Here is a 24,297-nt window from a genome sequence, read left to right as displayed (position 1 = left end):
TAATTTGAGTTATAAAATAACAGACTGATGAAATTATTAATTTCTTGCTTTTATTTCTTATCATCAGTTTCACCGTGCATCTGTTTTAAACTATCCGAATACAATTTGGCAGGAGTCCACCTTGCATGTTTGGAAAGAGAAACTTTGTATCCTTTTTTATAGGTGTAAACCTTGGTGAACACTGCACCGAAAAATATCAGCATACAGGAATAATTAATCCACATCATAATCAGAATTACAGTGCCGGCAGCTCCGAAAGCAGAGGTTGGTTTCACCTGATTGAAGTAAAGGCTCAACAAAAATTTTCCCAGTGTAAATAAAGCTGTAGTAAGAAAAGCACCTTTCCATACGGGCTTCCAACTGATCAATACATCAGGAAGAACCTTAAACATTAAGGCAAATAAGAGCATGACAAGCCCGAATCCTACGGCAAAATTAACCAATTCTACCAGCATGTATGTTTCAAAGCCAAAATATTGGGTAATAATCTGATTAAATAAACTGATAAGCGAAGAAAGAATCATGGTGATCATTAGCAGAAACCCTAATATCAAAATCATTCCCAATGAGTTGGCCCTGTCTAATAGAAATTTAACCAATGCTTTTTTAGGAGCTGCTTCTACCTCCCAGAGGGCATTTAGGGAATGCTGAAGCTGAAAGAAAAGAGTAGTGGAACCGAAAACCAAAGAGCCTACACCTACAGCTTTCATAAAGATATTCTTTTTATCAATTAAGGCACCAGCAAGCATTCCTTCAATACTTTTAGCTACATCAGGTCCCATAATACCACTGATTTGTGTACTGATTTGTCCACGAATAGCTTCTTCTCCAAAGAAGTTTCCAAGAACCCAGATAATAATAATCAGTAACCCGGGAATAGAAAAAATGGCGTAATAAGCCAGACTGGCCGAATCTTTCGATGCGGAAGAATTGTTCCATTCTGTAAATGTATCTTTTAGAACTTCCCAGAAAAACTTTATATTATTGATCATATTAAAATGGATATCCGATCGCTATATTTAATATAAGATTATCTTTTCTCCAACCTGGATCACCAAAATTAATTTTATCAAAAGCCCACCTGTTGCCTTTTTCATAATATGGTACCCGAAGCGGCATGGCCAGATCCAGTCTTAAAATCAGAATAGAAAAATCAAGTCTCAGGCCAACTCCGGCTCCTACGGCAATTTCATTCAGAAATTCTTTAGAAAATTTTGCACCAGGTCTCGTAGGGTCATCATGAAGTAACCAGATATTTCCGGCATCTACAAAAACTGCGGCATTTAAAAACTTATAAAGATTGGCTCGGTACTCTGCATTTAATTCCAGTTTAATATCCCCGGACTGGTCAAAATAAGTACCTTCCGGTATTGTTCGCGGATCAAAACTTCCGGGTCCCAGTGTCCTTGCGCGGAACGCTCTGATACTGTTGCTTCCTCCTGAGAAAAACTGTTTGGAAAAAGGAATAAATTCTGAGTTTCCATATGGATAAGCCATCCCGGCAATGAATCGGGTTGCCAGTGATGATTTTTCTGTAAATTTATGATAGAACCTTAAATCATTTTCAATTTTAATATATTGACTGAAAGGAATTCCGAATATTTCCTTTTGCTTGTCTTTTTTGACATTAGCACCTGTCACCAGACCGGTAATATTTCCTGCAAGATCCAGACTTCCTTTATAATAAATGGTATTGGTCTTCGGAAGCATGGTATTGGTATACGTATATGAATAAGTAGGACCAAAAATAAGCTGTCTGTCCACAATACGTCGCATAGCAGGATTGTTTTCAGATTTTTCATAATATTCATCGGTAACATTGGCCGGAGAAACCAGAGTAATATCGATTACTTTCAGTTCATGTTCCTTTCTCGCATTTTCTTTCCATATATATCCGAATGAGCCCGTAAAGTTATTAAGGGTATAATATTTTGTCCTGTTCTGGAATTCATACCCCAATGTGATATTTGTTCTGGGAACAAATTCACTGGAAGAATGAAAGCGGAATGGTGCCACAATCCTAGGAATGGAAAGCTGGACATTTGTTCCTGCACGAAAAATATTGTTGGCGTTTTCAGGACCGCCCATCTGGAAATCAAAGGCTCCGTAAATGGATGCTTTAAATTGTTCTGCTCCACGGAAGAAGTTTCTATGGGTCCAGTTCAGGTTAAGCTCACTACCTGCATAATTTGCAGAGTTTGTTCTTCCTAAAGCTTCCAGACGCAGTGACTGAATCTGTCTTGGAGTCAGTAAATAATAAGCATCGAACTTGTGATTGATTGAGTCTGACACAATGAATTCATTCTTTACAAATTTGAAAACTCCCAGACTGATTAGCCGGTTCAGGGTAAGATTATGGTTGGAGCGGTTATAAAGATCCCCTTTTTTAAAGTACAAAGCCCTGTCGAAAATTTTAGGTTTGAATTTGTGTTGCGGATCAATTACATAAATATCATCAAATGCATATTTAGAGAGGGAATCTTTATCCATCGGGATACTATACTTTCCGTCTTTTACATCCTGGATATTGTAATTCGGAAATACTACTACATTGTCAATGCTGAACTGTTGGGTAGCCAGATCCGGAGTATTATCTTTGAGCTTTACATTCAGTTCTACCTTATGGTTTTTGCTTACGGTACTATCAGCCTGCACAATGATATTGTCGGGATGAAAATAATAAAAACCTCTTTCCTTTAAACCATTATCAATTCTGTCTCTTTCGGCTTTAATCACATCAAGGTCAAATGGCTTTCCGTTTTTAAGAAGCGTTTTATTGGTTAGGCCCTGAATTTCCTGATTAACAAGAGTTGAATCCTTCTGGAATTTTACCCCATCAATCAAGTATCTTGCTCCCGGTCTTAAGGTATAAATTACTTTTGCTTTTTTATTTTTTGAAACGGTATCATAAGTTGCCCTGGCATTGAAGTATCCTTTATTCTCTGAATAGTTTTCAATAATATCTTTATTGAATTCACGGTCAACGTCACCCAATAATACAGGTTTTTCGCCAACTTTATATTTAAGCCAGTAGTTAAATCCTTTTTCTTTCTTAGGTTCTTTGGCAATATTATAAAAATACAGTTTAGGGCGCATTCCCAAAAAAGTAGAGTTGGGTTTGGGAGTAAGATTAGCTTCCAGTGCAGATTGAAGGTCTTTCTTTTCTTTTTTGGAAATTGTATCGTTTTCGATCTTAACCTCTGCTCCTGTATACAGCATCTGGCCTTCTTTCAAAAACCTTGTGTTACTGCAGGAAACAACAGCAGCCACCAGGCCGGAAGCCAGCAGATATTTACAATAGGTATGGATTATATTACTCATTATTTAAATTCTACCACTTGGTTATTTTGATTCTTTTTCGGTTTCTTCTCTTTGGATTTTTGGAAAATCTCCCGGAACTTATCATAATCCAAGGTAATGATAAAGCCAATTCCGGTTTCTATGATCTGCCCCTGAAGGGCCACCTGATATTCGTCTTTACGGTATGCACGAAGCATATATCTTCCATCTTTGGAAAGACTGTAATCTACTGAAACATTCCCTGCAATATTGGTCATATTTTCGTTCTGGCGGGCTTCTCCTTCAATACCGAAATTACTTCCTACTGTCACTTTTAACCTGTCATTCAACAATTTTTTACTGATATCTACATTCAGATCAGTTCTGGTATTTTTTTGCCCGCTGGAATAATCCTCGGACGAATCAAGACCGAAATTAAGATCTACCCCCTTGATAAGCCCTGCTGCCAGGTTGTTTAGTTGTTGGGAAAGAATCTTACTCACACTTTGCCTTGCCATTGTTTCTGCAGACATTCCGGCGCCGCTTTCAAATGGATTTTCTCCGATGAAACGGTTCAGCAGCAATAGGGCAAACACCTGCTTATTCAGCTCTGATTCCTGAGTTCTGACCTGAGTTAGTTTCTGGTCAATAATATCTTTTACATTGGTGGATACAGCATTATTTTTTTCATCCGTGGTAATATCAAAGGAGAGCTGAGGCTTCAGCAATTCACCTTTCATTTTCAATAGTGCATTGAAAGGGACCCTCTGCTTAAACTGATTTATCGTTGAGGCACTTTCTCCGCTGATCTGCTGTTCTACAAGGTCAATAGGTGGCGCTTCTGTTTTGTACACGGCTGTAATATCCATTTGAGCCATTGTAGGTTCACCGGTCCAGGTAATAGTACTTCCTTTCTGGATATCAAACTTACGTTTCAGGAAGCTTACAGAGAGGTCATAGCTTCCCTTGTCCACTTCATATACTCCTACCAGTGTGGTTTTTCCTGAAGGATCTATTCCTCCGGTTAATTCTGCTTCCCCCTGAAGCTGTACAAAATCACCATTGGCTTTATCAATAATTAATGAAAGTTTTGCTTCCTTGCTGACTTCAATATTGACACTTACATCCATGCCTTTGATGCGGCTCTGTGCAGTAAGGGTATCTGCTTTGATTGTCTTATTTAAGACAACCTGGTCCTGATCAATGAATTCCACTATGCCGTCTCTTTCCTGTAAAGATGGGGTGGATTGAGGAAGTACAAAAGTGAAATCTGTATTGTCGGCTACGCTTAATCTGCCATCTACTTTTGGGAGGTCAAGGTTCCCGCGGATCCGGAGGCCTGCATCAATGGCAAGAATACCATACATGATCGCATCATTGGATTTTTCCGAATTAACCACTTTGAAGTCTTTAGCATTCACATTCAGGTTAAAGGCAAAATCTCTGTACGTCTGGGTAAGAACCTGTCCGTCCATAACAAGTGCATTACCATCTTTATCGTTTATTTTAAATTTATCAAACTCAATCCCACGGCTTGTAAAATCTATCTCATCGCTCAGATGCCTGAAATCACTTCCTGTTTTAGCAATTTCCAGCCCGGCATCATTGAATTTTACTTTTCCTAAAATATTGGGTTTATCAGTAGTTCCTGTAATTTTTAAGTTTCCTGAAAGATATCCTTCCGTATTGGTAATGGCATTCATAGAGAATCCCTGAATGCTCTTCATCTGAAGCTGGTTGATTGCCATATTCAGATCGAAAGTACTGGATGAGGTATTGTAGTCTCCCAGAATTTTTACATCATTGTTATTTCCGGAAAGAGCGACATCAGCATTTAAAATATCCGGTGTAGCATTGTTCACTTTTACTGCAAGATTTCCCACAGGATTTCCATAAACAACTAAATCAGAAATGTTAAGATCAGAAGTGAAAGACATTTTTTTAGTAATATCCTGAAGCTGTGCTGTTCCGTTAATGGTTCCTCTTGCCAGAACAGTATCCTTTTTGATGAGTTCTGTGATCGTCTCAATCTTAAAATCTTTCAACGATAGGTTCAAGGGACTGTCTGGGCTGCTGCTTTCAGACTGAACTGATATTTCACTGTTTCCATTAGATAAAATAAAGTTATCTGCCAGAATCCCTTTGCTGCTGATCTGGATTCTATTATTCTCTGCAACGTTCCAGTCGGTGTAATTCAGTTTTAAACCATTTGGATTGAGAGATATTTCGGTAATGTCATTTAAGGATTTGGTATTTCCGGCAATCAGGAACCGGGTAGCATCTTTTTCATCTTTTGTAGTGACATTGTAACGAATTGTGTTATTTGCAACATCGCCGTCAATACTGATTTTGTTTAAAGAAAAGCTTGAGCTTTTTAAAGCAGCAACATTCAGACTGTACTGTAATGCCTGATTTTCATTCGTGACTCTTAAAACTCCTTCTTCAATAGAATTTTCGCCGTATAATAATCTGGGAATCTGTCCGTCAATTTCAATTTTCTGAGAATCGGCGTCATAGTTTCCTGCTAAATTTATGGTTTCAAAATCTTTCAGATCCGGTACAAATTTTCTGATCAGGTCATCATTTTTTACTTTTGCTGTAAAAGTAAAATGTTGTCCCGGATCAGGTTTTTGAGTTTTATAGGGTTTCTGGAACTGATAATATTGATTGACAGTCTGTGTTAAAGCCCCAAAGACCTGGGTAAGCTTATATTTTCCTTTCAGTTCTGCATCTGCAATCTGAGAATTGAAAATAATCTGTGTTGAATCCTGAGTAGATGACGCTTTCAGATTAACTTCCTGTACGGGATACACCTCTTTGGTATCTGAGAATGCAAAATCTTTAAGATTCAGATACCCGTTCAGGTTATCCGGGTCCAGGCTTGTGAAGTCACCATCAATTTTTCCGGCAATGATCATTGGTTTTTCGTAGAAGCCAAGCTTATTGACATCCAGTTTGATGACTTCTCCGTTCACTTTTACCGTAGGATTTTTTTCGTCATAAACTCCGGAAGCGGTCAGCTGTAAACTGGCATTCGGGTCTTTCGAATCTAAGACTACATGGTAAGCACCTTTGTTGATTTTTCCTGTAAGACTCATGTTTTGATAACGGTATCCTTTGTAGACGGCAGAAGCTACATGCCCCTTTAAGTTGGCATTGGCATTTTTAAAATCAAAGCTTTCTCCTTTTGCCACAATTTGTGCAGTGACAGGACCAATATCTTTATTCTGAATGATTTTTCCTACCTGTATTCCCTGAAGATTGGCTTTTACATCGTACAGCTCATGATTTTTTCTTCTCATGTCTATTTGTGCGATGATGGCTGCATTGCCTAGGGTAGAGTAGAGATTCAGATCAGTATTCACTACTTTGGTGGTTCCTTTTGCGTTTCCTTTGATACTGAAATGGGAAGGAAGTGAAATATTGGATGGAATTGTATTTTTAGGAACCAGATTAAATATTGTTTTGGCTCCGGAAGAAAATTCCCCGATTCTCAGATCATAGTACAGCTGATCAGGATTCATTGCATTTCTAATTTTACCAGAGGCCATCACTCTCAGCTGATCCAGTCCTGAAACTCTGAGATCCTTAATCAAAAGATCATTGATGCTTCCTTTTACATTGGCATTTATATTTAAAACAGCGTTCGGATATTTATTAAATGGAACTGTATTTCTTAATGTAGGAACCAGATTCAGAATATCAGAGAATCCGATTTTTGAATTTTTGATATTAGCTGAAATTCTTACAGCTCCGGGGTTTGAGGTTAGCTGATTAATGGAATTATAGTTTAGAATGACCTCATCCTGAAGTAATGTTTTTGATGTTTGAAGATAGAGACTCTTAAGGTATGCTTCTTTTTCTCCATACACAAAGTCAGTATTGAATTTTTGAATATCCAGACCTTTTGATTCCTGAATTTCTGCGGAATTAACTGTTCCTGCAAATGTATTGTCCTGCATTTTGAAACTTCTTACCTCAACATTCATTTTCGAAAAATTGAGGTGATTAAAGTCCATGCCCTGTTGAACAGGTGAAATAGCAGTATTGTTATAGCGAGCCTTGACATCATTAAGAACAAGCTTCCCCAGAGTCAGGCTCATTGCCTTATCGGAACCCTTCTGAATCTCAGTTCCCGAACTTTTTGAAGTGGCATTCTTTGCAGGAAGGTAAAGATTGGCATCAATATCTGCCCCGGAAAGAAATACATTGGCAATATGGTAAGAATTGTTTTCAAGATCAAGCTTATTGACTTTAGTACTTAATTCTTTGAATAAAACCTTGGCGAATGTCTTTGTATTCTCATCACCATAATCAATATCGAAATTGGTGAGTTTGATTCCTCTCAACCCGATATTCATTGTTTTTTTTTCATTGAGTGAATCTACTTTTTTCTCTACCTTTTCAGAAACTTCTTCTACCAGGCCTTGTTTTAGCTTTAGTTTCAATCCGTCAAGATTAATATCATTGACTGCATAGCTGTTTTTATTCAGGTCAAAATTTTTAACCCTGGTATCAAAAGATTTAAAGTAAAGTTTGATATCATTGTGGGATTGCTGATCATTAAAGGTAACCCCTATATCTTTAAGCTTGATTTTATCAAGGGAAATGATAAATGGTTTGGATGGACTTTCTTCTTTATCACTGGTTGCAAAAGCGTCAATAATATAATCGAAATTGAATTTGCCATCTGGTTTTCGTACCACATTGGCACGCGCTCCCTGCATATCAACAGAAGTAATATCTGCTGTTGAATTGAGAAGCTTAAGCATATGTAAACCCACATCAAGTTTTTTGACTGCTAACAGAGTATCCACGTCCTGTCCCTTCAGGTATAGATTTTCCATAACAAGACTGTTAGGAAACCCGATATATACCCTTTCAAGACTTACCGGGGTTTTTATTTTTTTCTCCAGGTAAACAATGAGTTTATCTTTAATGAAATTCTGAACGGCAGGAAGCCTTAAGCTTAGGATCAACAGGGTAAGAAGAACCAATATTGAAATAAAGGTTATTGCAATACGCCTTAAGAGTTTTGTGGTGTTGATTTTCAGTTTCAAATGGATATGGTTTCTAACAAAGATAATAATCCTGAAATTATTCAAACTTTGTTGTGGTATCCTTTGCTAATGCAAAAATCCTGCCTTGGCTGCCTTATTATGGAATTTTTAGTTTGTAGTTGTCAAGTGAATAGTTGAGTAAGACGAGCCAAGGTGCGGATTTTTTATTTAAAACGCCCCCTTATATCATTTTTTGTGTTGAAAAGGTTAGTTAGCAAAAATGAAAATTCAAATGTTAGATGGTTGTAAAAGGGGGCGTGGCATGGTATATAAAATAAGGTAATAAATTTTTTTTTCAGTCATTCCCGTTTTCCCATTTCACTTCTTCTCCCTGTGCTGCAGCTCCGCCCTGAGCTACAGTGATAGGAGCAGTTTCCTGGTTGATATGATAAATATACGCGGCAATTTTTTCAGCATCTCTTCCGGTGATGGTTCCGTCTTTGATGAAAGGCCTCATGGTAGGATTATTCGGGGAGCCGTTTTCAAGCATCCAGAAGACATTTTTAAAAAGACTTTTCTCTTTGATATTAATCCAGTGAGTATCGGTAAGGTTAGGACCAATACCTCCTTTTCCACCGTCTCCGTGGCAGGTAACACAGTTGGTTTTGAAAAGTTCCTGGCCTTCTGCGATGTTATCTGCACTATATTTTGCGGTTTCAAGATTGATCTGAGGGGCATTTTTCTCATATTCCTCAATAGAGGCCAGCATGGTTTTTGCCTCTTTGGTATATTCTGCATCAGGATGGGCGTAATCTGTAAAAGCAAAAGCGGTTAAATATACTACACAGAAGATACATCCGAACCAAAACAGGCCAATCCACCATTTCGGAAGAGAGTTGTCAAGCTCTGTAATTCCGTCAAATCCGTGGTCAATAAGGATGTCTTTCTCTTCTGATACAGATTGTTTTTTGAAGGCTGAATTCCACAGTTTCTGATAATAAGGAACACTTTTTTCTGTAAGATATTGTTTTTTCTCCTCTTCTGATAATCTGTTGAAGTTTTCATTTTCAATAAGGTCTCCAATGGAATTCATGATCAGGAGAAGGATGATTGCAATCAATATCAATGCCCAGAAGAAAGGTGAAGAAAAATAACCTGAATCACTGGCGAACATTTCAAAGGCCATAATGGTTAAGCCTATTGTTGTTGCGATATATATTGAAATTGGGGTTCTCGTTTTCATTGCCATAAAATTTAATGATTACTCAGCACTTGCTGTTTGGATCTGTGTTGTTTTGATATCTGTACCCAGTCTTTGCAGATAGGCAATCATCGCTACAATTTCTCTTTTCTCAAGAGGAACATAAGAAGATCCTTTTGCTGTTTTTTCTTTTCCCATCTGATCTCTCACATCAGTAGCTTCTGAATAGATTCTTTGTACAATTGCTTTGGACTGGTTGTCTGCCCATTGATTGGCAGAATCGATCTGTGCTTTTGTATAAGGAACTCCAAAAGAGTTTTTCATCAGTTTCATTTTATCCACCATTTGGGAACGATCCAGTTTGTTGGTGATTAACCATGGAAAACGGGGCATAATGGAGCCTGCGGAAGTAATCCTTGGGTTATACATATGTTTAAAATGCCATGAATCCGGGTTTCTGCCTCCCTCTCGGTGAAGATCGGGTCCTGTTCTTTTAGATCCCCATAAGAATGGACGGTCATAAATAAACTCTCCTGCTTTGGAATATTGTCCGTTTTTACCTTCAAATCTTACAACTTCATCACGGAAAGGCCTGATCATCTGGGAGTGGCATGAGTTACATCCCTCACGGATATATAAGTCTCTTCCTTCCAGTTCCAGTGGGGTATATGGCTTTACAGCAGTAATAGTAGGTACACTTTGCTTAAGAGACAGGGTAGGGATAATTTCCACAAGTCCCCCGATAGCCACTGTAATAAATGCCAGCACAGAAAGCAGGGTAGGTGTTCTTTCCAGCCATAGGTGTATTCCTTCTCCTTCTTTTCTTGTACTGCCGATGTTGGCTAATGCAGGAGCTTCCGCTGGGACCTCTTTTTGGAATGAGCCGGCTTTGATGGTTTTAATTACATTCACCACCATTAAAATTGCTCCGGTAAGATAAAGGATACCTCCCAGGAATCTCATTTTAAAGTAGGGAATGATTGCGGTTACAGTATCCAGCCAGTTTTTCCATAATAATGTTCCGTCCGGATTGAATTGCTTCCACATTAATCCCTGTGTGAATCCTGATATGTACATAGGAACAGCATAGAAAATAATTCCCAGGGTACCTAACCAGAAATGCCAGTTAGCCAGTTTTTTAGACCAGAGTTTTGTTCTCCACATAATCGGTACCAGATAATATACCACTCCGAATGCCATGAAGCCATTCCAGCCAAGAGCTCCCAAGTGTACGTGACCGATTACCCAGTCTGTATAGTGTCCGATTTTATTCAGGGACTTTGTTGCCAATAAAGGTCCTTCAAAAGTAGCCATACCATAACAGGTAACTGCTACTACGAAGAATTTAAGGATTGGATTTTCTCTTACCTTGTCCCAGGCTCCTCTTAAAGTCAGGAGACCGTTTAGCATTCCACCCCATGATGGTGCAATAAGCATAATGGAGAATCCTGTTCCCACAGCCTGAGCCCAGGCGGGTAATGCAGTGTACTGAAGGTGGTGGGGTCCGGCCCACAGATATACGAAGATCAGTGACCAGAAGTGGATAATAGATAGTTTATATGAGAATACCGGCCGCTGTGCTGCTTTAGGCATAAAATAATACATTAACCCTAAAACCGGAGTTGTCAAAACAAATGCTACCGCATTATGCCCATACCACCATTGTACAAGAGCATCTTTTACTCCTGCGTATACGGAATATGATTTCCAGCTTGTAAATGATAATGGAACTTCCAGGTTGTTGAAGATGTGAAGCATGGCTACGGCAATCCATGTGGCCAGATAAAACCAGATGGCTACGTACAGATGTCTTACTCTTCTTTTGGCGATCGTTCCGAACATATTGATCCCAAAAATGATCCATGAGAATGCAATGAGAATGTCAATTGGCCACTCATGTTCAGCATATTCTTTAGAAGTGTTGATACCCATCAGGAACGTTATTACTACGGTAATGATCATAAACTGCCATGACCAGAAATGCAGCCAGGATAATGTATCACTATACATTCTTGTTTTCAGAAGCCTCTGCATACTGTAATAGGCACCGCAGAAAAAGGAGTTACATACAAAAGCAAAAATCACGGCACTTGTATGAAGCATTCTGATCCTTCCGAAGCCCATTGCTCCCTGGGTGTTGATCAGTCCCTGAATATTTCCGGAAGCCAGGCTTTTAATAGTGGTGTCATCCGTACCAAATAAAAATTCAGGTAATTCAGGATAAAAAAGCATCAATGCGGCAGTAAGCCCCAACAGAAATCCGATGAGTCCGAATACGATAGTAGCATAGAGGAATGCTCTGACAATATTATTGTCATAATTAAATTTTTGCGTCTCCATAAATTCCAATAGTGTTTACCGAAGTGATATTTCCCCTGAAAAAAGCTTAATTTTAACCTTTTTCTATAGTGAAAATAAATATCATGTAACGTGTGTAATGTTTTGCCAAAGGTATTTATTAACTTTGTTAGAGTCTAATAGCTAATCTTCTAAATTATACCAAAAACTACTAAAACAAAAGCGATGAAAGTATGTGGACAAAATATCAGAAAAATACGTAGGAGCAAGGATCTTACGCAAGAATATATGGCCTTTGAAATGGGGATCTCCCAAAAAGCATATTCAGATATTGAAAATTCTAAGGTGAAAATCAATCTGGAAATCCTGACTAAGATATCAGATATTTTAGAAATCAAACCTTCCGATATCTGTAGTATTTCGCACAAGTGTGGGACAGATGAATATGAAGATAAATATCAGGGATTATTGGAATACATGAAAAAGAACAATATCTCAGTTCCCAAAGAATATCTCTAGAAAACAGGTGTAGGTTTTGTTGGTGGCTATTTACACTCTGTTAATATTTCCGATGTTTTTCTTTTAATTGTTATATATAAATAATGACCTCCGGTTCATTATCTGAAGGAGATCATTATACAGTTTTAATCTTGTGTTTCTAGCTATACACCTGATTATAAATGACATTGTTGGGAACAAGTATTGGTTTTGCTAAAATATAATAATAGATAATTAATTAATAAATAATTATGTAAAAATAATTTCACATTATTGTGGATAAATATTTACATTAATTTTAATTTTCTATGATATATTTGTTGATAAAACAACGCTAGTACCACTGAATGAAGTTTCTCTCCTTTATTTTTCTTTTAATTTCTCTATATATTAACGGCCAAAGTTATACTACTCAATGGTATAATATGGATAACGGTCTGCCGCAAAACAGTGTCAAGGATATTGTTAAAGATAAATACGGCTTTATCTGGCTTTCTATGGAGGGAAGGGTAATGCGTTATGACGGAAGTAATTTTACAGAGTATAAAAACTTTAAACTGAAAAATCTGAGTTTTGGGGATTTCTATGGAAATATACAGAACGACAGTATTGTTGTCTTCAATACTTCCGAAAAAAAAAATCTTTTGATCTCTCACCGTCAGCCTGAAGTTGTTTCTGCTCCTAATACTTCTGAACCCGGAGGTTCATTAAAGGGCAAAATATATAAAATGCTGGTTAAAAATAATATTACGGTAAGATATACTTCTCACTATATAAACTCTTATTTTATCCGACTACAGGCAGGATCTTATTATTTTGAAGATAACAGTATTGTTTACGTTGATAAAAAAAGTAAGAAAAAAAACATCCTTATGACCGGCTTTTCGAATGAGCGGTTAAAAAGATTATTTGTGCACGGCGAGAATGTGTTTATCGCTGATCCGGTAAACCACAAAATACTTCATTTATATAAAGGATCTTTGTTTTATATTAAGGCTCCGGCTATTTATAATGATCAGGACACTAAAGTCTACTGGCAGCAGATTACAGGACAGGTGTTTATGATCAGTCAAGGTAAAATATACAAAAGCCGGTTTCTGAAAGGAGAATTAAAGCCTACTTATTTACTGGAATATAAGGAAATTGATAAAGAGATTTCCGGGGCTATGTACTATGATGAGTTTTCAAATAAACTGTATATTGGTAGTTCAATCAATGGCCTCAAGATTCTGAAACTTTCTGATTTTTTTGTATCCACAAAGAATCTGCCTTATCAGGATGAGGTGTGCTATGCTGCCATTCCTTTTGGAAACAGCTCTGTTCTGACACAGGAAGGCATCAGGTATTTTAATAATAGGTCTGAAAGAATATATGCAGCACCCCAGTCCTATGATAAACGGTATATCTTTCAGGATAACTCTGGAAATCTTGTGTACAGGGAAAATAATTCCATTCATAGACGTTATAAAGACAGGAATTTTACAAAATACGACTCCATTTCTTTTAAAGGGAAAGAGATTGATGGTTTGTACAAAAGCGGAGGCTTGTATATGGCTTCTGTTTTGGATAAGAAACTGTTTTACCTTTATATATTTGATAATGATAATTTCAGGAAAGTACAAAAAATTATTCCCTGTAAAGACAATATAGATGTGGTTTTCAGGTTCAATAGTGACCTTCTTTATCTTGGAGGGAGTGACGGGATCTATGTTTTTTCTTTTGGTCAGAATAAGATAATAAAGCAAATCGGAAAGAAACTTCCTGTAAAACAAATTATAAAAACAAAGGATGGGAAAATATGGTTTACCACTTATAACAGAGGAATTTACCTGTTGCAAGACCATAAGGTCATCCGGATTCCCTCCGATAAGAACGATTTTCTGGCAAATGCCCATTATATACTGGAAGATAAGAAAGAAAATTTATGGATCTCGTCTGACAACGGATTGTTCAGAGTCAATAAAAATACCCTTTTACAATACCTGAAATCTCCGAAAGGAGCAGTTACTTATTATCGTTATACAAAAGACAGCGGTTTTTTAAATAATGAGTTTAATGGAAGTGCAGAACCCTGTGCTCATATTTTGGAGGACGGACAGTTTGTTTTTCCGTCCATGGAGGGTTTTGTGTTTTTTGATCCTCAGAAAGCCAGGTGCTTTTACCCTGGTTCCAATGATGTTTATATGGAGAGAGCAAAAGTCAGAGGACAGCTGATCCGGTTAAAAGATAAACTCTTTCTGCCTGCAGGAAGTAAAAGCGCTGACGTCTATATAGATATCCCTTACTATTCTGATCTGGATAATATTTATCTGCAGGCAAGGCTTGCAGGAGATGAAGAAAGTATATGGACGGATATTAAAAGTGACAAGATATTCCGGATAACCAATGCGGCCCCCGGAGATTATCATATACTGATAAGGTTTTTATCTTCTGAAAACGGCAGGTTTGTCTATAAAAGTTTACCGGTAGAAATTGCAGCCTATTTTTATCAGACCACCATTTTTAAAGTTCTGTTGGTTGGGATTATTATTTTACTGGTTGTAATAATGGTTCAAATCAGAACCAATTTTTTAAGGTTAAAGAATAAAGTACTGACAAATACGCTGGTTAATAAAGATAAAGAACTGCAGGAGACCAGTAATAAGCTTAAACATGAATCAGACTATCAAAAAAAACTGATTGAAAGCATAAGCCATGATATTACTACTCCTGTTAAATTTATCGCGCTCCTCTCACAGGAACTTTATCATTCTGAAGATACGAAAACCCAGAAAAAATATTTTGACAGCATTTATAAAACTTCTGAGCAGCTGTATAAATTTACATTAAGTCTTAAGGAATATACAGAGCTATACAAACAGGACAACTCTGCTGAAGAGGAATATGTAATCTATGATCTGATTGAAACCAAGAGATTGCTATTTGAAGAAATTGCAGCCCGTCAAAATACATTCATCTACAATTTCTGTGATCATCATGTAAAGGCCCATATCAATAAAAATATTCTTCTTGCTATTTTTCATAATATAATTGATAATGCAGTTAAAAATACTTCAGATGGTGAAATTATTATAAGTGCCACTTCTACTGAATCTCATATAGAAATTTCTATTGCTGATACCGGTTCAGGAATGTCTGATGAGCAGAGGGAATATTATTCCGGACTTTTTAAAAAGCATGAACATGAGCATCTGACTTTTAAAAATTATGGGTTGGGTCTCCATATGGTCGTTCAGCTGATGATGAAAATTAAATCCCGGATGACTTTCCATAAAAATACACCACAGGGAACAATTATTAAACTCTTTATTAAAATATGACAAAAAAAATACTGATTGCAGACGATCATCACGTAGTGAGGCTTGGTACAGCGATGATTCTTGAGAAAAATTTTAATCATTTGGAGATACATCATGCGGAAACCTATGAGCAGGTAAAGGAAAAAGTAAGGCAAGAAAGTTTTGATCTTGTTATTCTGGATATTGAGTTACCTGGAAGTATTCTTAAGTCTATGGTCAGGGAAATTAAAGAAATCTGTGAGGATATTTTGATCCTGATCTTTACTTCTCACAAAGAAAATATTGCTATGCAATACATCGGGGAAGGAGCCAATGGCTTTTTAAATAAGCTGAGTGATTCTGAAACTTTTGTAAAGGCTGTTGAATCTGTTTTTAAAGAAGGTTATTATTATTCTCCTGCTGTACTAAATGAAATAGCCAGAGGAGTAAAAAAAAGAAATCCGGCAGATATTTTATCCGAAAGAGAACAAGAAGTATTCAATCTTTTGGCCAGAGGGAATGGAAATCTTGAAATAGCCAATATTCTGGATATCCAGGAATCAACGGTAGGAACTTACAAGAGAAGAGTGTATCAGAAATTAAAAATCACCAATCTCGTGGAATTACTTGAGATATACAGGCAAATCCATTAATATTAAAATCCGGTCATGTCATAATACCGGTACATCTTTGTAGAAAAATGCGTACAGGATCTTTGAGTTAAATTCTCTTTTTTCGTAATAAGTTAGCACAGTGGAAAATTTTATTGGATGTAAACAGCTAGGTGTTGACCTCCTTTCACTTTTTATTAATGAATGATTTAACCAGGAAAAATATGAATAATCTGATCATTAGAAGCTCTTTTATTATAGCTTTATCTGCACTAAGTAATATAGTGTATGGCCAGACCGGGAATGTGGGGGTTAACACGCCGACACCGGCAAATACACTTACGGTGAACGGGAATACATCTGTAGGATCTGCCTATACAGGTATTTCAGGGCCCTCCAACGGAGCTATTATAGAAGGTAATGTAGGAGTTGGAACTGCTGTGCCGGCTGCAAAACTGGATGTTATTGGTAAAATAAAAATTACTGACGGTACAGAAGGTGCGGGTAAAATATTAAGTTCTGATGCGAACGGACTGGCCAGCTGGCAGCCAGCACCGGGTTCTGTCTTGGTAACGGGAAATAATAACCAGTCTCCTAATTTTTCTATCATTACTCCACCGGTATCGGAATTTATACCCGACTGTCCTATTACACTGAACAAAGGAATGTATACCCTGTACTACTATGTACAATATGATTATTTTGTTCCGGGTACCACTACTGCGAGACCTATTGATCCTACCAGTGGGACTACTGTGGCTTCCAGTTTCCCAAGATTTATTTACTTTAACTTTATAACCAGCTCTGGATCTGCCAGCTTTCCAAGTTATCCGGCATTTGGGGGGAATGAGGGCCCTCATATTGTCCCTACGATTAGCGCCCACCAGGTTGCGGCTAAAATCAGCCAGCTCGTGGTGGTTGATCAGGATAATACGGTAATACGTCCAAGATATTGGAATATTCCAGCTTATGGAAGAGCTTCAAATATCGGGCCTATCCTTGCTGTAAAAATGTAAGAACTGCTGATCCGGAACTTCCCGGATGAGGATAAGTGAATTTATTTTTATGACCGAATAAAGCCTTGGCAAATTGCTGAGGTTTTTTCGCATTGTCAGATTATCAATTTAGCCCGTAGAATGTGAATTTCTGTGAAAAGTTTTTATATATTTAGCGACCGAATAATTCATTCTATGATCAAAGAGAAAAAAACTGAAAAAAATGAAACTTTAGTTAGAGGATTAACGAACAGACATATACAATTAATTGCCCTTGGAGGAGCCATAGGAACCGGATTATTTCTGGGAATCGGGCCGGCAGCCGTACTGGCGGGCCCATCAGTAATTTTAGGGTATGCATTAGCTGGTATTATTGCTTTTTTTATCATGCGTCAGCTGGGTGAAATGGTAGTTCAGGAACCGGTATCGGGAAGCTTTAGCTATTTTGCCTATAAATATTGGGGAAATTTTCCCGGTTTTGCTTCCGGATGGAACTACTGGATTCTCTATATCCTGGTCAGTATGGCAGAACTTACGGCTATTGGTCACTATATTCATTTCTGGTGGCCGGAAATACCACTCTGGGTTTCAAGTTTATTCTTCTTTATTGTAATCAATGCCCTGAACCTGGCTTCAGTAAAAGTATACGGTGAAACAGAATTCTGGTTCTCTATTATAAAAGTGGTCGCTATTATTGCGATGATTGTCTTTGGAGTATATTTACTGATCAGTGGAACCGGAGGAGAGAAAGCAAGTATTTCAAATTTATGGAATGATGGCGGGTTTTTCCCAAAAGGACTGTTTAATAAAACGGAAGCTGGATATTCAGGATTGTTTGCAGCAATGGCGATGATCATGTTCTCCTTTGGGGGGCTGGAGCTGATCGGGATTACAGCTGCTGAAGCAAAAAATCCGGAAAAAACCATTCCTCAGGCAACTAATCAGGTGATTTACAGAATTCTCATTTTCTATGTAGGCGCTTTAGTAATCCTGTTTTCATTAAGCCCTTGGAGAGAAATTACAGAAGGATCCAGTCCGTTTGTAATGGTATTTCAAAATCTGAACGGTCTTGAATTCAGTCTTTTTGGTAAAACGATTCAGTTTAATTCATTGATTGCCAATGTTCTTAACCTTATTGTTTTAACAGCTGCTTTGTCAGTCTATAACAGCAGTGTTTACAGTAACAGCAGAATGCTTTTCGGGTTGGCTCAGCAGGGAAATGCCCCGAAATTTCTGAAAAAACTCAATAAAAATTCAGTCCCTACTAATGCAATCATTGTTTCTTCATGTTTTGCCGGAATCTGTATCATTATTAATAAGCTGGTGCCTGAAAAAGCATTTGAATATCTGATGGCCTTGGTGGTGTCTACCCTGATTATCAACTGGCTTATGATATGCTATACCCATTTAAAGTTTAAAAGAGCAATCAGTAAATCCGTAACACCATCCAGGTTTCCATCTATATTTTATCCTGTTTCCAATTATATCTGTATTGTATTTCTGCTTCTGATCTTAGGGTTGATGAGCATTACAGGAATGGAAATTCAGGTAATTTTGATCCCGATATGGATTGGCTTTCTGTTTGTGATGTATAAATTATATAAACCGAATTAACAGGTTATAAATACAATAAAGAATATGGTTTTTGGAAACTTTTTAGCGGTACAGAAACCATATTTTATTAAGAACAGTCTGGATTATGAAATAAAAGGACTGGAAACTGGCAATGAAGCAGAGAAGAACCTGATAAATTTTAATTTTTTCGTTAATATAAATTAAAATAATAAATGTGTTTTTCTGACTTGGTTTACAGTTGAGTGAGAATTTGCATATTACTGCTTTTTTATTGTTTTTGCTGTTTTTTTTACCTAAATTAGTATCGGATGATATCTCAAATTAAAGTGAAAACATAAAACTTTATTTGACCTATATTCCGCGGACAGGCCGAACACCGCGTGACAAAGTAGGCGATATTAAAAAACACACTTATGCCTAATTTATTTGAAACCCTTACCCATACTGTTAAGCATTGGTATATCCCCTTACTATTTGGGATTCTTTTCCTGATCTTTGGTATTTATGTATTCAGTGTGCCGCTGACAACGTATGTCACACTCTCAATTTTTTTCAGTGTTTCATTCTTGTTTTCAGGCATCACAGAAATATTTTTTTCTTTACAAAACAGTAAATCCCTGCAGGGCTGGGGCTGGTTTCTTGTGAGTGGATTATTAACCACTGCAATAGGAATTTATCTTATCGCAAATCCTCAGATTTCCATGACGGTACTTCCTTTTGTAATCGGATTTACTTTGTTGTTTCGCTCATTTCAATTATTAGGCTTTGCATTTGACATGAAAAGCATGAGGATAATGAGTTGGGGAAATATTGCTCTTGCCAGTGTGGGAGGTATTATATTTTCCCTGTTGTTGATTTTCAATCCAGTATTTACAGGAATTTCTTTAGTTACCCTTACCGGTGTTTCTTTTATTTTCATGGGAATAGCTTCCATTATGCTGGCTTTAGACTTAAGAAAAGTCAAAAAAATTCCGGGGAAGGTTAGCCAGGAATTAAAGAATAGAATCAAAGCGATACAGGAAGAAATTGATCAGCTCAAAAAATAATACATATTAAAATTATAAATAAAAAAGGCCTCCTTACGAGGTCTTTTTTTGAATCAAGCAAAAATATCTTAAAGCTCCAGAATCCATTTTTGAAGTTCCACATCTTGAGGAAGTTTCAGTTTTTTCTTTAATCTGTACCGTTTTGTCTCTATTCCCCGCAAACTAATGTTTTCATACTGGCAGATTTCTTTATTGGTAAGATTTAATCTGATATAAGCACTGAATTTTATATCGTGTTCTGTAAGCTCAGGAGTATGTGTAATTAATTTTTCATAGAATTCAGAATATACTTCTTTGAAACGGATCAGAAATAAAGGGCTTCTGCTTTCCATCAATTGAATGATTTCCTCAAAAGAGTCATTTACTTTCAATTTAAGAATATCTGTTTCCAGGATCTTTTTTTCAATAATTTTATCTTTTTTGAGCTCCTTTTTGATATAGATTTTTCGTATAAAATAAAATAATATTGAAAATATGGCTATAATAGCCAGAGCTATAACATAAAATGTTTTTCTTTCTTTTTCTTTTTCTTCTTTGTTTAATTCTACCAACGTATTGACAGCAAGATTTACAGCTTCTTTTTCATTTTTGTTGAGACTGTCGTTAAGGGCTGTATATCGTTTTAAGTAATCATTGGACTTTTCAATTTCATTGAGAGATTTGTAGACGCTGGAAAGGGTGTCATAAACGGTAAGTAATGCCGTTTTATTTTTTGTTTGCTGGAAAAAGCCAATCGTTTTTAAATAATATTCTAATGCCTTTTTTGGGTCTCCTTTTACATTATAAAGATCACCATAACTAAATAATGCAATCCCCTTTTCAGTTCTTCTTGCCTTGCTAAAATTAAGCATGGCTTTATTCATATAATATTCAGCTGAATCTAGGTGCTTTCTTTTTGCTATAAAACCATCAGCTATCCTTGTATAAGTAAGAGTGCCGGGGTTAACAGCTAGCATTTTCTTTTCTATATGCTGTAAAGAGTCCTGATTTTTCATCCTTACAAAATTTGCACGTTTCCATGAATAATTATAGAATAAGATAACTTTTTTCTGACGTTCGTTAGTGAGCTTTTTTATATAATATTCTGCTTTGTTGAATGCAGCATTGGATTGTTCTAATAATCCCAGCTGGGTATAGTTTTTACCATATTCATTATATAAATTTCCTGTCAGTAGAGGAGATCTTATATTTTTCAGCTCCTTTTTTGCTTTATCAAGATATTCTAAACTTTCTTTATATCGGCTGAAATTGCACAATATGCCACCAATATTTGTATATACCATAATGATCCCCTTGGTGTCTCTATTTTCTTCATAGTGGGAAAGGGCTTTGGTATTGAATTTTAAAGCTCCTTCGAAATCACCTTTACTTTTATATTCCCAAGTTGTTTTTATAGGTTCGGGCTGAAAAGAATAATCCTGAGCATTGAGAAATACGGAAAAATAAAAGAAAACCAGATAAAGTGTTTTAATTCTAAAATTAGGGAACATATTTTTTAAAATTATTAAAACAAAAATAACTTTTTTATGAATATGATTTAGAAAATTAATAATTAAAGATAACTTTTACACCATAGAAAGCATACTTCAAAAGTATGCCATTTAATTTATAAAATATTGTCTTTTAATTCATTATATTGTGAAGTATACTTGAAGTAATGCTTATAGTAAATAATATTGATAAATTTATCAGGAAATATATTTTTCATTCTTTCATGTTTGAGAGTGTTTGTGTTTAGGAGCAGGGATATTCATGATCCCTGCTTTTTAAATAATATAGCTAGTGACATTGTGTGGTAGTTATAAATTCCATTCATCCTTTTAAATTTTGCTTCTGAAAATTAATAATTCACTTTTTTTGCTTACTTCAAAGCTACTTCATGTGGGTTGTAATTTATTGTTTTTCAGTGTTTTTGTATTTGAAGTGTCTTTGATGTAGAATTTTTTTTGTTCACAGGCAGTAAGTTTGCATCATCTAATTCGAGCACTGAAATTTCGGACCGGTCATGTTTTCAGTACGATTCTAAATACACACAAAGAAAAAAATTTAACATCAAACCTTTTAAACATAAACAAATGAAAAAAATAATCATTTTATCAGGAATACTTTTCTCTAATTTGGTTTTCTCTCAGGTAGGGATAAATACTCCAAATCCTCAAGGCTCTTTTCATGTAGATGGTGCAAAAGATAATGTTTCAACAGGAGTTCCAACTATAGTTCAGCAGTCTAATGATTTTACAGTGCTCAGTAACGGAAATGTCGGAGTAGGAACAGTAACTCCTTCTAATAAACTTGATATCCGTTCTACAACCAATGGAGCACTTAAAATTGTTGATGGAACGCAGGGAAATGCCAAAGTTTTAACATCCGACGCCAATGGTGTTGCGACATGGAAGGACCTTCCTGTATCTGCAAATACTAATATTTATAATTCAAACGGGACACTTACAGGATCCCGTACTGTATCCCAGGGAACCAGCTCTTTAGCCTTTACAAGTACTGCAACCACAGGAACCAATCATTTTTCCGTGGATGGAAGTACATTTTCGGTAGATGCAGTTACCAATAGAGTGGGTATAGGAACAACAACACCCAGGAATATGTTGGATTTAGGAACCGGTAATGGAAAAAAACTTGCATTATGGAACAGTACAGCAGGAGATGATTTTTATGGATTGGGAAATGCTGCCAATGTATTACAGTTGTTTGCAGGAGCTCCTGCTGCTGGGGATCCATTAATGACTTTAAATAAAAATGGCAGAGTGGGTATTGGGACAACAGCTCCCACAAATGTGCTGGATATTCGTTCCACAACTAATGGAGCATTAAGAATTGCAGATGGTACACAGGGTGCAAATAAGATTTTAACTTCAGATGCCAATGGTGTGGCAACATGGCAAAGAGCTGCTTCAAACGTTGCTGTAGGGACATTGGGTGGAGGATATGACGTGCCTTTTTCTCAATTTTCTGATTTTAGATACACTGGCTCTTCTATTACTTTACCCCCGGGAAGGTGGATGGTTACTATTTCATTACTAATTTTCCCAAGCGGTAATTTCACTGTAAACGACTGGATGTTTGTAAGAAGTACTTTCTCAGAAATGAATCTGACAACAATTGGACAGACAGGAGTTCAGTCTCCTGACGTTATAAGACCTACATTAATGAGTTTTCAGATTGCAGGGCCATATAATGGTGGTCAAAAATATAATGTGGCTACTGGAACTATACAAATTAATAATACATCCGGAGCCGCTAAAACTTATAGATATATCGTTGGGAATACCCAGGCCAGCGGTACGGTGACAGGTGCTAAATTAACAGGAGTCGGAGGGTCATGGTCTGAAAATGCGATTTATGCTGTTGCAGTAAATTAATAAAGAAAAGTATATCAGATTCAAAATTTTTTATTAGATGGTATAGAGCGAAATTAATGACTTAAACTGCTTTTTTTCAAACAACTTGAAAAAAAGCAGTTTTTATTTAGCTTACTATTTTTCCTGACAGGATACACAGTGATGAACATGACCTGTGTTCAGAAGAGAATATTAGAAATATTAATAATAAGAGTTTTATGGTGAAAAGAAATACTGGATTATCAGATACAATACTTCGCGTTAATACCATTGCAATGTTTGTATTTTTAATTCCTCTGGTGGCAGCAATATTTTTTAATGGCAGTAAATCTTTGCTTTGTATTTCTTTTTTTTTAATCCTTATTGAAATTGAATTTCTTTTTCTTGGTTTCATTCCGATTTGGAAGCTGTTGATTCTTTTAAAGAGAAGTATCATGAATCAACAGATTAAGCTCTCTTATTTTTTAGTCTTTCTTGCTTTTATTCTTATAGGAGGGTATTTAGCAATGTTTTCTATATCAAATATTTACCAGGAAATAGATACAGTGCTCAAAGATTACAGGGTTGGGGGCTTTACATATTACTATAAAGGAAAATTTCCGGGTTGGATTACCTATAATAAGGAGACTGATTCTTCAGAATTTACAGCTGAGATCATTTTGAGGTATTTTTCTGCGGGTCTATGGGGATTTTTATTAGAATTGGGAATATTGATGATAACATCAGCATTTGTTATTTTCGTAAGGCCAACTCTTCGAAAATTTAAATCCGTGAATGATTAGATTACTAAAAATATATAATACTCAAATTACACAATTCTAACTTTTAAACATGAAAAGCTCAATTACTCTATGTTGTGTTTCCTAATAGGTAGGGATAAATATCCTGCAACTTCACGAATTCTTTGTTGTGAGGTAATAATACAAAAATCATTGCTTAAGTAGTGTTTTTTGTATTTTATAAAGCTTAGTTATCCAGCATAAAAGTTATGAGTTTCTTTACTGATAAAAAACAAAAAACCATCCTTAAAAAAGGATGGTTTGTAGACCCACAGGGATTCGAACCCCAGATGACTGAACCAAAATCAGTAGTGTTACCGCTACACCATGGGTCTCTGTTTGTTTTAGTGGTGCAAATTTACAGCTTTTTTCTTTACTTAC

General features: G+C 36.4%; 15 protein-coding genes and 1 tRNA gene. 8 read left to right on the top strand and 8 right to left on the bottom strand.

Features of this window, described 5'->3' with window-relative positions; genetic code table 11:
• Positions 1-50: 50 nt before the first annotated feature.
• From DRF59_RS08110 to ccoN, 5 genes are all read right to left on the bottom strand, one after another.
• Positions 51-992 carry a YihY/virulence factor BrkB family protein gene (locus DRF59_RS08110; protein WP_115958561.1) on the bottom strand — a complete coding sequence of 314 codons (942 nt, stop codon included), beginning with the start codon at positions 990-992 and terminating at the stop codon, positions 51-53.
• A gap of 1 nt (position 993) precedes the next feature.
• Positions 994-3,321, bottom strand: coding sequence for a translocation and assembly module lipoprotein TamL (tamL, locus tag DRF59_RS08105; RefSeq protein ID WP_115958559.1), 2,328 nt, complete (start codon positions 3,319-3,321; stop codon positions 994-996).
• Positions 3,321-8,339, bottom strand: a complete 5,019-nt coding sequence (locus DRF59_RS08100) for a translocation/assembly module TamB domain-containing protein (RefSeq protein WP_115958767.1) — start codon at positions 8,337-8,339, stop codon at positions 3,321-3,323. Before DRF59_RS08100 ends, tamL begins: the two co-directional genes overlap by 1 nt.
• Before the next feature lie 295 nt (positions 8,340-8,634).
• A complete protein-coding gene (locus DRF59_RS08095) occupies positions 8,635-9,522 on the bottom strand; it encodes a cbb3-type cytochrome c oxidase N-terminal domain-containing protein (RefSeq protein ID WP_115958557.1) in 888 nt (295 codons plus the stop codon).
• A gap of 18 nt (positions 9,523-9,540) precedes the next feature.
• Positions 9,541-11,820 (bottom strand): cytochrome-c oxidase, cbb3-type subunit I, encoded by a 2,280-nt coding sequence (ccoN, locus tag DRF59_RS08090; RefSeq protein WP_115958765.1) that lies wholly within the window; start codon positions 11,818-11,820, stop codon positions 9,541-9,543.
• A gap of 183 nt (positions 11,821-12,003) precedes the next feature.
• Between ccoN and DRF59_RS08085 the strand changes: the two genes are divergently transcribed.
• From DRF59_RS08085 to DRF59_RS08060, 6 genes are all read left to right on the top strand, one after another.
• Positions 12,004-12,297: a helix-turn-helix domain-containing protein gene (locus tag DRF59_RS08085; protein ID WP_115958555.1), complete on the top strand. Its 294-nt coding sequence runs from the start codon at positions 12,004-12,006 to the stop codon at positions 12,295-12,297.
• Positions 12,298-12,701: 404 nt separating this feature from the next.
• Complete coding sequence (locus tag DRF59_RS08080) at positions 12,702-15,596, top strand: sensor histidine kinase (RefSeq protein WP_157967442.1); 2,895 nt, start codon at positions 12,702-12,704, stop codon at positions 15,594-15,596.
• Entirely contained in the window at positions 15,593-16,207 is a 615-nt protein-coding gene (locus DRF59_RS08075; protein WP_115958551.1) for a response regulator transcription factor, read from the top strand. The genes DRF59_RS08080 and DRF59_RS08075 overlap by 4 nt, the downstream gene beginning before the upstream one ends.
• 182 nt (positions 16,208-16,389) lie before the next feature.
• Positions 16,390-17,181 carry a hypothetical protein gene (locus DRF59_RS08070; protein ID WP_123873666.1) on the top strand — a complete coding sequence of 264 codons (792 nt, stop codon included), beginning with the start codon at positions 16,390-16,392 and terminating at the stop codon, positions 17,179-17,181.
• 174 nt (positions 17,182-17,355) lie between these two features.
• Positions 17,356-18,774: an amino acid permease gene (locus tag DRF59_RS08065; RefSeq protein ID WP_115958547.1), complete on the top strand. Its 1,419-nt coding sequence runs from the start codon at positions 17,356-17,358 to the stop codon at positions 18,772-18,774.
• 374 nt (positions 18,775-19,148) lie between these two features.
• Positions 19,149-19,781, top strand: a complete 633-nt coding sequence (locus DRF59_RS08060) for an HdeD family acid-resistance protein (RefSeq protein WP_115958545.1) — start codon at positions 19,149-19,151, stop codon at positions 19,779-19,781.
• Between the two features lie 68 nt (positions 19,782-19,849).
• On the opposite strand, the gene DRF59_RS08055 is transcribed toward DRF59_RS08060, so the two are convergent.
• Entirely contained in the window at positions 19,850-21,271 is a 1,422-nt protein-coding gene (locus DRF59_RS08055) for a tetratricopeptide repeat protein (RefSeq protein WP_115958543.1), read from the bottom strand.
• Between the two features lie 585 nt (positions 21,272-21,856).
• Here DRF59_RS08055 and DRF59_RS08050 point away from each other — a divergent pair.
• On the top strand, positions 21,857-23,158 hold the full coding sequence (locus tag DRF59_RS08050) for a hypothetical protein (protein ID WP_123873665.1): 1,302 nt from the start codon (positions 21,857-21,859) through the stop codon (positions 23,156-23,158).
• Positions 23,159-23,264: 106 nt separating this feature from the next.
• Here the strand turns inward: DRF59_RS08050 and DRF59_RS20670 are convergent, their stop codons facing one another.
• Entirely contained in the window at positions 23,265-23,531 is a 267-nt protein-coding gene (locus DRF59_RS20670) for a hypothetical protein (RefSeq protein WP_123873664.1), read from the bottom strand.
• A gap of 40 nt (positions 23,532-23,571) precedes the next feature.
• On the opposite strand from DRF59_RS20670, the gene DRF59_RS20665 reads away from it, so the two are divergent.
• On the top strand, positions 23,572-23,919 hold the full coding sequence (locus tag DRF59_RS20665; RefSeq protein ID WP_123873663.1) for a hypothetical protein: 348 nt from the start codon (positions 23,572-23,574) through the stop codon (positions 23,917-23,919).
• 261 nt (positions 23,920-24,180) lie between these two features.
• Here the strand turns inward: DRF59_RS20665 and DRF59_RS08040 are convergent.
• Positions 24,181-24,251, bottom strand: a tRNA-Gln gene (locus DRF59_RS08040).
• Between the last annotated feature and the right edge of the window lie 46 nt (positions 24,252-24,297).

Source organism: Chryseobacterium flavum, from assembly GCF_003385595.1.
Classification (GTDB): Bacteria; Bacteroidota; Bacteroidia; order Flavobacteriales; family Weeksellaceae; genus Chryseobacterium; species Chryseobacterium flavum.
Note: the sequence above shows the minus strand (reverse complement) of the source record. Positions and strands in the feature narration are given on the sequence as shown.